The organism is Ochrobactrum sp. 19YEA23, from assembly GCF_029909865.1.
GTDB classification, from domain to species: Bacteria; Pseudomonadota; Alphaproteobacteria; order Rhizobiales; family Rhizobiaceae; genus Brucella; species Brucella gambitense.
Genome location: NZ_JASAMQ010000001.1, coordinates 651,523 through 664,906 on the forward strand (window position 1 = coordinate 651,523; position 13,384 = coordinate 664,906).

Consider the following 13,384-nt stretch of genomic DNA (forward strand, 5'->3'; position numbering starts at 1 on the left):
CGCTTTATTCATGAATATGCCCCAGCCGCAGGCCTTCGCGCACGCGATGGGCGATTTTCAGGAAAGCTTCCGATTCACGAATATCCAGCGTCCGGTCAGGTCCAAGATCGCAATCGATGATTTCATGAATGCGGCCCGGACGCGGGCTCATCACAACGATCTTGGTGGAAAGAAATACGGCTTCCGGGATCGAATGGGTGACGAAGATCACGGTCTTGCGCGTCGCAGCCCAGAGTTTCAGAAGCTGTTCATTGAGGTGGTCGCGCACGATTTCATCAAGCGCGCCGAAGGGTTCGTCCATCAGCAACATGTCGGGGTCAAACGACAGCGCACGTGCAATGGAAGCGCGCTGCTGCATGCCGCCGGAAAGCTGCCATGGAAACTTTTTGCCAAAGCCGGTCAGATTGACGAGCGCGAGATTCTTCTCGATCCGCTCCTGACGCTCCGCCCGGGAGTAGCCCATGATTTCCAGCGGCAGGCTGATATTGTCCTCGATCGTGCGCCATGGAAACAAGGCGGCTGCCTGAAACACATAGCCATAGGACCGGTCAAGTCGTGCCTTTTCGGGCGTCTTGCCGTTGACCGTGACCGAGCCGGAGGTCGGCTGTTCGAGATCGGCGACCGCACGCATCAGCGTGGTCTTGCCGCAACCCGAAGGGCCGATAAAGGAAACGAACTCGCCACGCTGGATCGCGAGGTTGATATTGGACAGTGCATGGACCGGCCCGTCATTGGTCTCGAAAACCAATGACAGATCCTTGATGTCGATCACGGTCTGCGCAGTCTCCAAGCCCCTCTCCGGGGCCATGCTGTCATTCACATTCATGCGCGGTTCCCGAAGCTGAGCTAGAGCCATGTGTCAGACTCCTATCGGCATATGTTCTGCGCTGCGTTCCACCTTACGGGGAGCAACGATTTCCTTCCACTGCGACAATGCCTTGTTCACGGCACCGTTCGGCTCGCGTTCGATGAAGCGACCGTCGCCCGGCTCGGCCGTAACCTTGCCCTTGTTGAAGGCAACGCGACCGCGAGAGAGCGTCACGACCGGCAGGCCCTTCAGCTCGAAACCTTCGAACACATTGTAATCGATGGAAGAGTGCTGAGTCTTGGCCGAAATCTTCTTGGTGGCTTCCGGATCCCAGATGACCAGATCGGCATCGGCTCCCGGCAGAACTGCGCCTTTTTGCGGATAGATGTTGAGGATCTTCGCAATGTTGGTCGACGTCACCGCAACAAATTCGTTCGGCGTCAGGCGACCGGTGCGAACTCCGCGCGACCACAAGACCGGAAGGCGTTCTTCAAGGCCGCCGGTGCCGTTCGGGATCTTGACGAAATTGTCGATGCCATAGCGCTTCTGCTCGGTCGTGAAGGCGCAATGGTCGGTCGCGACACATTGCAGGCTGCCAGCTGCAAGGCCTGCCCACAGGCTGTCCTGATTGACCTTGTCGCGGAAAGGCGGCGACATCACGCGGCGCGCCGCATAATCCCAGTCCTTGTTATGATATTCGCTTTCGTCCAGCGTCAGGTGCTGGATCAGCGGCTCGCCGAAAACGCGCATGCCCTTCTGCCGGGCGCGGCGGATCGCTTCATGGCTCTGCTCGCAGGAAACATGCACCACATAAAGCGGCACGCCTGCCTGATCGGCGATCATGATGGCGCGGTTGGTGGCTTCGCCTTCGACTTCCGGCGGGCGCGAATAGGCATGGGCTTCCGGTCCATTATTGCCTTCGGCCATCAGCTTGGCTTGCAAATGGGCGACGACATCGCCGTTTTCGGCATGAACGAGCGGCATGGCGCCCAGTTCCGCGCAGCGCTGGAACGAGGCGAACATCTCGTCGTCATTCACCATCAGCGCGCCCTTATAGGCCATGAAATGCTTGAAGGTGTTGATGCCGCGCTTCACCACTTCGGCCATCTCGTTGAAGGTGCGCTCGTTCCAGCCGGTGATGGCCATGTGGAACGAATAATCGGTGCGCGCCTTGCCCGCCTTCTGGAACCATTCCTGAAGCGCGTCGAGCAGATTGCCCTCGGAATCCGGCAACACGAAATCGACGACCATGGTCGTGCCGCCGGCAAGCGCTGCCGCCGTGCCGGTGTCGAAATCGTCGGACGAATAGGTGCCCATGAAGGGCATTTGCAGATGGGTATGCGGATCGATACCGCCGGGCATGATATAACAGCCGGTCGCGTCGATAATTTCATCGCCGGTCAGATTGTCGCCAACGGCAGCAATCTTCTCGCCTTCGATGAGAACGTCGGCTTTAAAGGTGCGGTCGGCAGTGATGACTGTGCCGCCCTTGATCACTTTACTGGCCACTGTTCGTTCCCCTTTTTGGTTTTGTTGCGAAACAGAAGCCGTATTGGATGGCAGTGAAATCAGCTTACAATTTCAGCAGTCTCCAATACGGCATGCAGAAGCACGTCGGTCCCAGCCGACGCCCAGTCCTTCGAAATTTCCTCATCTTCATTGTGGCTCAAACCGTCGACGCAGGGGCACATGACCATTGCCGTCGGGGCAACGCGATTGACCCAGCAGGCATCGTGGCCAGCACCGGAAACAAGATCGCGATGGCTGTAGCCAAGCCGCTCGGCGGCATCGCGGATAGCTTCCACGCAGCCCTTGTCGAAGGTGACAGGATCGAAATGGCCAGCCACTTCGATCTCGATGCCGATGCCCAGTTCCTCGGCAATCTTCGGCGCTTCTTTTTCGAAACGCGCCTTCATGCCGTCGAGCACAGCCTGATTGGGTGAGCGGAAATCCACCGTGAACACGACCGTGCCCGGCAGGACATTGCGCGAATTGGGCGAGACGTCGATATGGCCGACGCCGCCAACCGCATCCGGCTGATGCGCCATGGCGATTTCGTTGACGAGTTGCAGCATCTTGCCGAGGCCGAGGCTGGCATTCTTGCGCATCTTCATCGGGGTGGAGCCGGTATGCGCTTCCTTGCCGGTCAGCGTCACTTGCAGCCACCACAGGCCCTGACCGTGGCTGACGACGCCGATATCCTTGTTTTCAGCTTCGAGGATCGGCCCCTGTTCGATATGCAGTTCGAACATGGCGTGAATTTTCCGCTGGCCCACAGGCTCGTCGCCTTTCCAGCCGATGCGCTCCAGCTCATCGATGAACTTCTTGCCCTTGGCGTCGGTGCGCGCATAGGCCCAGTCCTGATCCAGCACGCCTGCGAACACGCCCGAAGCCAGCATGGCGGGTGCGAAGCGGGTGCCTTCCTCATTGGTCCAGTTGGTGACCACGATCGGGCGCTTGGTGCGGATATTCATGTCGTTCAGCGTGCGCATGACTTCGAGGCCGCCCAACACACCCAGAACGCCGTCATATTTGCCGCCGGTCGGCTGCGTGTCGAGATGGCTGCCCATATAGACAGGGTCGGCATCGGCATCTTCGCCGGGGCGAAGGAAAAACATGTTGCCCATGGTGTCGACGGTCATCGACAGTCCGGCCTTTTCACACCATGACTGGAAAAGCTTGCGACCTTCGCCGTCTTCATCGGTCAGCGTCTGGCGATTATTACCGCCGCGCAGGCCCGGGCCAATTTTGGCCATATCCATCAGGCTGTCCCACAGGCGGTCGCCATTGACTCTGAGATTACTGGTGAGCACCATGCACTCGACCTCCTCATTGTATGGATGCGTTGGATACCGCGCCAATTCTGGTTCCGGCTCGTATCCACCCGCTTAAAATGTTCCCGCGACCCGGCTCTTTGGCCACAATATTCTTGCCTGAATTGCAAAAACTTGACTAGTTGGTCAAAATGCAGGCTAGAAGAGCGTTCGAAGACGGTCAAGCGCTTTTGAAAAATTCTACACTGCCGAAAGGTGTCAAATGGCCACAGCCCCTTCCGCACCCCCATCTGCCTCATCCCCCACGCATGCCGATCCGGCTGCGCATGAGAAGACGGAAGGCGCGACGCGCATTCAGGCCATCAATCGCCGGCTCATTCTCGATGCGGCGCTGGAAGTGTTTTCAAACTACGGATTTCGCGGCTCGACCATCGACCAGATCGCCGAGAAGGCGGGCATGTCGAAGCCCAATCTCCTCTATTATTTTCCGCGCAAGCAGAACATCTATGTGACTGTTCTGGAAGACACACTTGCCACATGGCTTGAGCCCTTCGAGAATATTGATCCGGAAGGCGATCCGCTCGATGAATTGCGCCGCTATATCGCGGTAAAGCTGGAAATTTCAGCCAAAAAGCCAGAGGCTTCGCGGTTGTTCGCCAATGAAATCCTGCACGGCGCACCAGCCATTTCCGATTTTCTGAAGGGGCATCTGAAGCAGCTCGTCGATGAAAAGGCGGCTGTCATTCATCGCTGGATCGCGGAAAAGCGCATCGTGCCTGTCGACCCTTACCACCTGATTTTCACGATCTGGGCGGTGACACAGCATTATTCAGATTTCTCGGTGCAGATTTCCGCAATACTGGAAGACCGCACCCAGAAGCCCGGCTTTTATGACGAAACGGCGGCCGCCGTCAGCGCCATCATCCTTGACGGAATTCGCCCGCGGGACGAACCTGCCGCATCATGAAAACGATTCGTATTTCAGCAGCCATCATCCGCGACGAGGCAGGCCGCTTCCTGCTCGTGCGTAAGCGCGGCAGCACCATCTTCTTCCAGCCCGGCGGCAAGATCGATGCGGGTGAACAGCCCGAAATCGCGCTGATCCGCGAGATCGAGGAAGAGCTTGGCATCCATATCGACGCCAGCCAGTTGCGCTATGCGGCGAAGATGTCAGCGCCAGCCGCCAATGAGGTGGACTCAACTGTGGAAGCGGAGCTTTTCCATCTGACCCTGAAAGACGGTCAGGTGCCGGTGGCTTCCAGCGAGATCGAGGAGCTGCTCTGGAACCCGCCCGGCGACCAGACGCGCCCGGTCGCCCTGCTGTCGCAGAGCATTCAGGCGCGTTTCGCCTAGAGCTGATCCGGTTAAAACGGAATCGTGGAATCGCTCTATCTATTTGTTTTTACACATTATCCTACGCATCGAAGCGGGATCAGAAATCAGTCCAGTGAACTGATTTTCCCGCGTAGGCGCTACGCACTTTTGCTGGAAATGCTCTAAACTACTGGGTCTTGCGCGCGTCGACGCGATTGCCATCCTTGTCGAACAGATGCAGATGCTGGGCCGGAAAGCTCACATGCACCGACCCTTCCGCCCGCAACGCATCGCGGTCGAGCGTGAAGACCTTGAACGGCAGGCCGTGCAGGCTGAGATGCAGGATGATGCCGAAGCCCGTCGGCTCCACGAGATCCACATGCGTCGTCAGCGAACCTTCCTTTTCCAGCGCGACGTGTTCCGGACGAATGCCGAGTGTCGCCTTGACGCCATCGGCGAGCGCCATCGGCTGCGGCAGGGCGATCAATGTTCCGTCGGCAAGCTTGAGGCGTGGTCCGCCATCCTTTTCCAGATAGACGACATCAAGGAAATTCATCGCCGGTGAGCCGATGAACCCGGCCACGAACAGATTGGCAGGATGGTCATAGAGTTCGAGCGGCGAGCCAACCTGCTGCACCACGCCGCCATGCATGGCGACGATACGGTCGGCGAGCGTCATGGCCTCGATCTGGTCATGGGTGACGTAGATCGAGGTTGCCTTCAATTCGCCATGCAGCTTCTTGATTTCGGCGCGCATCTGCTCACGCAGGCGGGCGTCGAGATTGGAAAGCGGTTCATCGAAGAGAAAGGCCTTGGGCTGGCGTACGATGGCGCGGCCCATGGCAACGCGCTGGCGCTGCCCGCCCGAAAGCGCCTTGGGGCGGCGTTCCAGCAAGGGATCGAGGCCGAGCTTGCCCGCCGTCGCCTTGATGGCGCCGGCGATTTTTTCCTTGGGTGTTTTTCGCAGGCGCAGGCTGTAGCTCATATTGTCGGCCACGCTCATATGCGGATAAAGCGCATAGGACTGAAACACCATCGCGATGTCGCGATCCTTCGGCGCAAGATCGTTGACGCGTTTGCCGCCAATCTGCACCTGCCCTGACGATATGTCCTCAAGTCCTGCGATCATGCGCAGCAGGGTTGATTTTCCGCAGCCGGACGGACCGACCAGAACGATGAATTCACCGTCCTTGATTTCAAGGTCGACGCCGTGAAGAACAGCCAGATCGCCGTAGCTCTTGCGGACAGACTGAATGTCGATGGAAGCCATGGGGAAGGGTCCTTTCAGCCTTTGACCGCGCCGGCGGTCAAGCCCTGCACGAGATAGCGTTGGATGAGGAAGAAGAAGATGCATGCCGGGATAAGCGCGAGAACGCCCGCCGCCATCATCTGTCCGAAATCGACGGAGAATTTCGACACGAAGGTCAGGAGGCCGACCGGGAAAGTTGCTGCGTCATTGCCGGAGATAAGCATCAGCGCGAAGAGCAGTTCGCTCCATGCGGCGGTGAAGACAAAGCCCAGCGTGGCGGCGATGCCCGGCAAGGTCAGCGGCAGGATGATCTGGCGGAACGCCATGAACTGCGTCGCGCCGTCTATCTTGGCCGCTTCTTCGAGGTCTTTCGGAATGCCGTCGAAGAACGACTGCATCAGGAAGGTCGCGAAGGGCACGTTGAACGCCGAATAGACGATGATCAGTCCGAACAGGCTGTTGGTGAGGCCGAGTGGGGCCATGATCTTGTAAATCGGCGCAATCAGCATCACCAGCGGGAACATCTGGGTCAGAAGCATCAGCGCAACGATCCAGTATTTGCCCTTGAAGGTGAAGCGCGACAGCGCATAACCGGCCAGCGATGCGAGAAGCGTGACGATCACCGCAGTTGCGCCGGAGACGATCAGGCTGTTGCGGAAGAACAGCGGAAAGGCGCTGTGCGACAGCACATGGCTGAAATGCTCGAACGTGGTGTGCGACGGCCATAGCCGCACACCTTCGCTATAGAGCAAGTCATTGGGTGTAACCGAGACTTTCAGAAGCCAGAACAGCGGGAACAGCGCGAACAGAATATAGAGGAGGATCGCGCCGCGATGCGCTCCGGTGAGGAGAAGTTTGCGAGCGGTCATGATCTCAGTCCTTGTTCAGCAATGTCTGGCGCAGGAGCACGATCAGCATCGAATAGACCAGCAGGAGAAGAAGCAGCACCAGCGCGATGGCGGAAGCGTAGCCGAAGTCGAGCCGCTTGAAGGCCTGTGTGAAGATATAACTTGCCACGATCTGCGTGCGGTCGGCGGGACCGCCGCCGGTCATGACGACGATGAGGTCGGCGCTGTTGGCGATCCACACGGTGCGCAGCAAAATGGTGATGGCCATGGTCGGGGCGAGATAGGGCAGGGTGATCGAGAGAAAGCGCTGGAGCGGGCCCGCGCCGTCTATGGATGCAGCCTCGTAAAGATCGCGCGGGATGGCTTGGAGTGCCGCCAGCATGGTTATGGCGAAGAAGGGAATGCCCCACCAGACGCCTGCGGTGATGATGCCCCACATGGCAAGATTGGGATCGGACAGGATGTTGTTCGGCGCATCCAGAAGGCCCAGCGCATAGAGCCAGTGCGGCAGCGGCCCGATGACCGGATTGAACAGCCAGGCCCAGTTGAGGCCGGAGAGGAACGTCGGCACGGCCCAGGGCAGGAAGACGAGCGCCTGTGCAATGCCACGTCCGGCAAAAGGCTTGTCCAGCAGCAATGCGAGAATGAGCCCGAAGACGAATTGCAGAAACACCGAGCCGCCGGTCCACCAGAGGGTGTTTTTCAGGGCGCGATAGAAGTTCTGGTCGGTTGCAAGCGTGCTGAAATGCTCCAGCCCGACAAAGCCGCCCGAAAATGGCTTCAGCAGCTGGATATCGCGAAAGGCATAGGAAATGCCGAGCACCAGCGGAACCAGCATGATCGCGCCGATCAGGATCAGCGCAGGCGCGCTGTAGAGATAGGGCTCGGATGCATGGGCAAAACGTTGCAGGAGGCTGCGCCGATCCTGCTGGGGGATAGTGGTGTTCATCACTCGCTTTCCCGATCAATCGTGGGAACCGCAGTCATGCGGCTGCAATTGCAAATGGAACGGGCGCGGCGCTTCTGGCGATCAGGCAGACCGCGCCCGTAGGGATGTTACTTCTTGTTGGCGAGGAACTTCTGCTGCGCCTTGGTCAGATATTCAGCCCATTGGTCGGCCAGCTGATCCGGCGTAATTTCGCCCAGCAGCGCCTGCTGCGAGGTGGTGATGACGAGCGAATCCTTGAAGTAAGCGAATTCTTCCAGATAGGTCGGCATCACGGTCGGAACCACATTCGCGTCGGCAAGCTCATCGAACCAGCCCTTGAACTGCGGTGTCTTGTAGAACGGATCGTCCTGCGCAGATTTCAGCACCGGCAGGGTGCCGACGCGCTTGTTCCATTCAATATTGCCTTCCGGGCCTTCCAGCGTGGAGATCAGCTTCCAGGCAAGATCCTTGTTTTTGCTGGCGCTCATCATCGACCAGCCGGCGAAGCCGATAGTCGGGAAGGTCTTGCCGTCCGGACCCTTTGGCATGACAGTGACGCCGAAATCTTCCGGCTTCATGCGTTCTGCAACGGCGATAAGCGCATCCGGATCCTGATTGAGAAAGGCGCAGGTGCCGCTGTAGAAACCGGCGACGGTTTCGTTGAAGCCCCAATTGACGCTGTCCTTCGGTGCGAGGCCGTTCTTGTAGAGATCGACCACCCAGGCAATGCCCTTCTTCCAGCCATCGCTGTTCATGGTCGAAGTGCCGTCTTCATTGAAGAACTTGTTGGAGCCAGCCATGGATGCGCCGAAGATCACCCAGCTGTTGAGGCCGCCCGCTCCGCCGCGCAGACAGTAGCCCGATTTGCCGGGCAGGGCGGCAATCTTCTTCGAAGCCTCGACAAATTCGTCCATGGTCTTCGGCGGTTCCGAAACACCGGCTTCCGACAGCAGCTTCTTGTTGTAGAACATGGCGTTCAGATAGAAGCCGTAAGGCAGCATATAGGCCGTGTTCTGGACGCTGCGGCCCAGTTCCAGCGCGCGCTCCGTCAGGTCTGGCGTGGTCTGCCATTCCTTCAGATAAGGCTCCAGACTTTCCAGCATGCCGTTATTGGCATAGAGCGACACCCAGGTATCCGGCATTTCCATCACATCGGGAATTTCACCCGACGACACCATGGTTGCGAATTTCTGGAAGGATTCACCCCATGGCAACGAGATGATCTCCACCTTGGTGCCGGGATTGGCCGCTTCGAACTTGGCGACGATGGATTTCAGCGTTTCGGTGCGTTCCGGGCTGGTGATGACTTCCACCAGCTTCAGGGTCGTATCGGCCATGGCGGTGCCGCTCATCAGCATGGCGGCAAATGCAGTTGCGATCAGTCTTTTCATGTCGTTCCCCTTTGTTTCCTCACGACTGTTGAAAGGTCTTTGTTTTTTTATGCAGTGGCGGCGGCAATCGCCGTTTCGAGGTCTCTCCACAGGGCCCCGGTTCCTTCCAGTCCGACATGCAGGCGGACGGAGAGCGGATCGATGCCGAATGTATGCGCGGAGTTCGGTTGCGCCCTTTGTTGCAGCACCACTTCGCCCGGTACGATCAGGCTTTCATGGCCGCCCCAGCTCACGCCGAGCTTGAACAGCTCCAGCTTGTCGCAGAGCGTGCGGACATTGACGTGTTCGCGGAAGATCACCGAGAACAGGCCGGACGTGCCGTTCAGCCCGGCCGGCAGACGGTTGGCGAGCGCCGGATGGCAGACGGTTTCCACCGCGTCGAGCGCTTGCAGGCGCTTGGCGATTTCGAGCGCCGAGGCCTCGTGCGCCTTCATGCGGGTTGGCAATGTGCGCATGCCGCGCACCAGCAGCCAGGCATCGAACGGCGACAGCTTACCGCCGAGATAGGGATAGGTTTCGGCGCGGATCATATCGACCAGCACCTTTGAGCCCGTCACGACACCGGCAACGACATCGCTGTGACCGCCGAGATATTTCGATGCCGAATGCACCACGAGATCGACGCCCAGCGACAGCGGACGCTGGAAGATCGGCGTGGCCCAGCTATTGTCGATGATGGTGATGACGCCAAAGCGTTTGGCGATGGCGGCCAGCGCGCCGACATCATGCGCTTCCATGACCCAGCTTGTCGGGCTTTCCATGTAGAAAAGCTTGGCACCCGGCAGTGCGCGGGCGACGGCTTCCTCGTCACGCCCGTCGACATACTCAACCTCGATGCGCATGCGCTTCAGGATCGTGCCGAACAGGCGGAAAGCGTCGGGATAGACATGGCGTACCGCAACGATGCGGTCGCCGGGCTGCACGAATGCCAGCACGCTTGCCGAAATCGCCGCCATACCGCTTGCAAAGCCCAGCGCGTCTTCACCGCCTTCCAGCTTGGCCAGCATGTCTTCAAAGGCGCGCACGGTCGGGTTGAGGCCGCGCGTATAGATCGGGCGCACTTTCTCGCCGCGATAGGAAGCGACCATGTCGTCATAGCTTGGGAAGGTGAAGAGCGATGTCTGCACGATGGGCGGAACCACGGCATCGAAAGCATTGCTTTCATCATGGGCAACCGTCAGTGCGGCGAAATCCAGCGGGTCCATCCCGTCAGTCATTTGGACATTTCCTTGATATCTTCCTCGACGATGTCGAGAATCTTGAGCGTTTCCAGCCGCGCAGTCTCAGGGTCCTGAGCCACGATGGCGTTGAAGAGCGTGCGGTGGAACGGAAAGGTCCGCCGCGCGAAATCGGATCGGTCGAACGGCTCGTCCCAGAAGCGGAAGAACGCATCGCGCATCTGTTCGAGCAATTGCCGGAAAATCGGGTTCTGGGTGGCGTCGTAAATGGCAAGGTGGAAGGCAAGATCTTCCGGCCCGGACGTTCCCTTGGCGAGATGCACGCGTTCCATCTCGTTGAGCTTTTCCTCGATGATGACGAGGTCTTCGGCCGTGCGCTTGCGGGCCGCCACCATGCTGGCTTCCGTTTCGATGCCGCGGCGCACCTCCAGCGTCTGCAACAGGCCGTCGCGAAGCCGCGCGGGATCGAAGGAAAGCGGCATATGGATGGTCGCCGCAGATACGGGTTTCAGGAGATAGGTGCCGCTGCCCTTGCGCGTTTCGATGACGCCGAGCGCCTGAAAATGCCGGATTGCCTCACGGATTGTCGAACGTCCCACGGCCAGCGCTGTCATGAGTTCGCGTTCGGCGGGAAGGCGATCACCCGCCTGCACATTCGCCGCCTGAATATAGGTGGCCAACGCTTCCGTGACCTGCCGCGCACGATCTATCGGCGGAAGCGGCGACAGCTGAAACTTGCTGTCCTGCATTACGCGGTTCCCAACCGGGTTGTCATTCGGCAGCTCTCCCAATGTTGTGTCCGAGTGCCTGATCCAAAAGTCGCCATGCCGGTCTGCAAATGGCAATTTGAGATTTGCATTCGCATAATCTGATCCGAAAAGTCTGCAACTCTTCGGGATTATGCGAGGCTTCCGGTGCTCACGTACCCAATGTACGCTCCGCTCCGGTTCTCGAAATCACCATTTTCGTCGCGGCCTGCCGCCTTTTTGCTTCAGACACTAAGAAGCGACCAAAGACTCGCCTCGAAGCACCAATTCCACGTTGACAGCAAAGCATGTGACGCTTTTGCTGGATCGTGGACGTGTCGTCAGACCCGTTCCCTTTTTGGTTTATAATTGGTCTGACATCTTAGTAATAAGAGGCAAAGTTGGAACCTGTCAAGCGCCCTCTATTCGTGTGCGAATGCGTTTTTCGCATGTGCATGTTTCCGATTGCGTTGATGCGTGCTTCCTCGCTATTTGTTTCACGCACATTTCGTCGGAGGGGTGTTTCGCCCGGTTCGAGATGTGCGCTATCAGTTCTGCGAATGGGAGAACGCCGCCGGTCATGCGCGGTGTGAGGAAGTGAGGATTTCATGGGATTCAAGGCCACCGAACGGCGGGTGCTGGGCCGCACCGGCCTGTCAGTCACGGCGCTTGGTCTGGGAACGGCGCCGCTGGGCGGGCTTTACGAGCCCGTCTCGCGTGCAGATGCGGCAGCGCTGTTGCAAGCAGGTTGGGATAGCGGCATCCGCTACTTCGATACCGCGCCGATGTATGGCTATACCCGCAGCGAGCATCTTCTGGGTGATATGCTCCGGGAAACGAACGAGCCTTTCGTCATTTCCACCAAGGTTGGCCGCCTGATGACCACCGAGCGGGCCGGGCGCAAACTGCCGCCAGCGCCGCCGAAGAACGAATTCGATTCCGGCTGGTGCAACGGGCTCAAGTTTCAGGAAGTCTTCGATTACAGCTATGACGGCATCATGCGCAGTTTCGACGACAGCCAGCAGCGGCTCGGCTATCCCGATATCGATCTGCTCTATGTCCACGATATCGGTCGCGTCACCCATGGCGATCTGCACGAACACCATTGGGGCGCGCTGACCAAGGGCGGCGGCTTTCGCGCGCTGACCGAACTGCGCGATGCGGGCAACATCAAGGGCTTCGGCCTCGGCGTCAATGAATGGCAAGCCATTCGCGATGCGCTGGACGAAGCCGACCTTGATTGCTCGCTTCTGGCCGGACGTTATTCGCTGCTGGATCAGGATGCGGAAAAGGAATTTCTGCCGCTGGTGCAAAAGCGCGGCATGGCGCTGGTCGTGGCCGGTGTGTTCAACTCAGGCATTCTGGCGTCGCCACGCGGCGGACAGCAGAAGTTCAACTATGCCGATGCGCCTGCCGAAATCATCGCCCGCACCGAACGGCTGCACGATATCTGCGACGGCTTTAACGTGCCTTTGGCTGCCGCCGCCGTTCAGTTCCCGATGATGCATCCGGCGGTTAGCTGCATTCTCGTCGGCGCTCGCACGCCGGACCAGATCCGCGCCAATGTGACATGGTTCGAACAGGCTATTCCGGATGAACTCTGGAAGACCTTGCGCGCCGAAGGGCTGATCGTCTGATCTCTTCACGGGCTAAATGAAAAGCGCCGGGTCTTGCCCGGCGCTTTCTCATTTCTGAGGTTTTTTGCTGGCGACAGCAATACACCAACATATTCTTGGTCAATAACACCTAACCCAAATCGGGTTGCCATTTTATAGAAGTAAAGTTTGGTCTTCTTAAAAAATCGATAGTATTCTTTGTTTCGTATTTTTGGCCTGATAATGATGTGTTTTGGGGCGAGGGGTTGCCTAGTCCGCACCACCAAAAGCATATTGACCACTTGTTATGATGACATTTCACATCACATTGAGCCATACATTCAGTGGCTTCTGGCTCATGAAATGGGCACGCTTGAGCGCTGTTGGATATGTATAGAAAAAGTACGGAAAAAAATGTTAGTAATTTTCTCATGGGTAAATCCCCATCATTTTAAATAATGTATACCATAATTTTAGATTGAAATTAACTATAATCAATAACAACAAAATGAATGTGAATATATGGTAGCAAAATATTTTTCAATTATGCGAA

The 13,384-nt window shown here is 58.0% G+C and carries 12 protein-coding genes; 3 read left to right on the top strand and 9 right to left on the bottom strand.

The window, feature by feature from the left end:
• Positions 1-4: 4 nt before the first annotated feature.
• The 3 genes from QBD01_RS02935 to QBD01_RS02945 are packed head-to-tail and all read right to left on the bottom strand — an operon-like array spanning position 5 to position 3,624.
• The gene (locus QBD01_RS02935; protein ID WP_392391304.1) at positions 5-856 is read right to left on the bottom strand and encodes an ABC transporter ATP-binding protein; all 852 of its coding nucleotides are present in this window, start codon (positions 854-856) and stop codon (positions 5-7) included.
• 3 nt (positions 857-859) lie between these two features.
• Positions 860-2,317, bottom strand: coding sequence for a dihydropyrimidinase (hydA, locus tag QBD01_RS02940; protein WP_280991533.1), 1,458 nt, complete (start codon positions 2,315-2,317; stop codon positions 860-862).
• Positions 2,318-2,376: 59 nt separating this feature from the next.
• Positions 2,377-3,624 (bottom strand): Zn-dependent hydrolase, encoded by a 1,248-nt coding sequence (locus QBD01_RS02945; protein WP_280991534.1) that lies wholly within the window; start codon positions 3,622-3,624, stop codon positions 2,377-2,379.
• Between the two features lie 220 nt (positions 3,625-3,844).
• Between QBD01_RS02945 and QBD01_RS02950 the strand changes: the two genes are divergently transcribed.
• Positions 3,845-4,549 carry a TetR family transcriptional regulator C-terminal domain-containing protein gene (locus tag QBD01_RS02950; protein ID WP_280991535.1) on the top strand — a complete coding sequence of 235 codons (705 nt, stop codon included), beginning with the start codon at positions 3,845-3,847 and terminating at the stop codon, positions 4,547-4,549.
• Positions 4,546-4,935, top strand: a complete 390-nt coding sequence (locus tag QBD01_RS02955; protein WP_182519270.1) for an NUDIX domain-containing protein — start codon at positions 4,546-4,548, stop codon at positions 4,933-4,935. The genes QBD01_RS02950 and QBD01_RS02955 overlap by 4 nt, the downstream gene beginning before the upstream one ends.
• 148 nt (positions 4,936-5,083) lie before the next feature.
• Here QBD01_RS02955 and QBD01_RS02960 read toward each other — a convergent pair whose 3' ends face one another.
• From QBD01_RS02960 to QBD01_RS02985, 6 genes are all read right to left on the bottom strand, one after another.
• Positions 5,084-6,166, bottom strand: a complete 1,083-nt coding sequence (locus QBD01_RS02960; RefSeq protein WP_280991536.1) for a sn-glycerol-3-phosphate ABC transporter ATP-binding protein UgpC — start codon at positions 6,164-6,166, stop codon at positions 5,084-5,086.
• 14 nt (positions 6,167-6,180) lie between these two features.
• Positions 6,181-7,014 carry a carbohydrate ABC transporter permease gene (locus tag QBD01_RS02965; RefSeq protein WP_280991537.1) on the bottom strand — a complete coding sequence of 278 codons (834 nt, stop codon included), beginning with the start codon at positions 7,012-7,014 and terminating at the stop codon, positions 6,181-6,183.
• A gap of 4 nt (positions 7,015-7,018) precedes the next feature.
• Positions 7,019-7,942 carry a carbohydrate ABC transporter permease gene (locus tag QBD01_RS02970; protein ID WP_182519273.1) on the bottom strand — a complete coding sequence of 308 codons (924 nt, stop codon included), beginning with the start codon at positions 7,940-7,942 and terminating at the stop codon, positions 7,019-7,021.
• 107 nt (positions 7,943-8,049) lie between these two features.
• Positions 8,050-9,312 carry a sugar ABC transporter substrate-binding protein gene (locus tag QBD01_RS02975; RefSeq protein ID WP_280991538.1) on the bottom strand — a complete coding sequence of 421 codons (1,263 nt, stop codon included), beginning with the start codon at positions 9,310-9,312 and terminating at the stop codon, positions 8,050-8,052.
• Positions 9,313-9,359: 47 nt separating this feature from the next.
• Positions 9,360-10,529: a PLP-dependent transferase gene (locus tag QBD01_RS02980; RefSeq protein WP_280991539.1), complete on the bottom strand. Its 1,170-nt coding sequence runs from the start codon at positions 10,527-10,529 to the stop codon at positions 9,360-9,362.
• Positions 10,526-11,239 carry a FadR/GntR family transcriptional regulator gene (locus QBD01_RS02985; RefSeq protein WP_280991540.1) on the bottom strand — a complete coding sequence of 238 codons (714 nt, stop codon included), beginning with the start codon at positions 11,237-11,239 and terminating at the stop codon, positions 10,526-10,528. The genes QBD01_RS02980 and QBD01_RS02985 overlap by 4 nt, the downstream gene beginning before the upstream one ends.
• 605 nt (positions 11,240-11,844) lie before the next feature.
• Between QBD01_RS02985 and QBD01_RS02990 the strand changes: the two genes are divergently transcribed.
• Complete coding sequence (locus QBD01_RS02990; RefSeq protein WP_280991541.1) at positions 11,845-12,873, top strand: aldo/keto reductase; 1,029 nt, start codon at positions 11,845-11,847, stop codon at positions 12,871-12,873.
• Positions 12,874-13,384 lie beyond the last annotated feature (511 nt).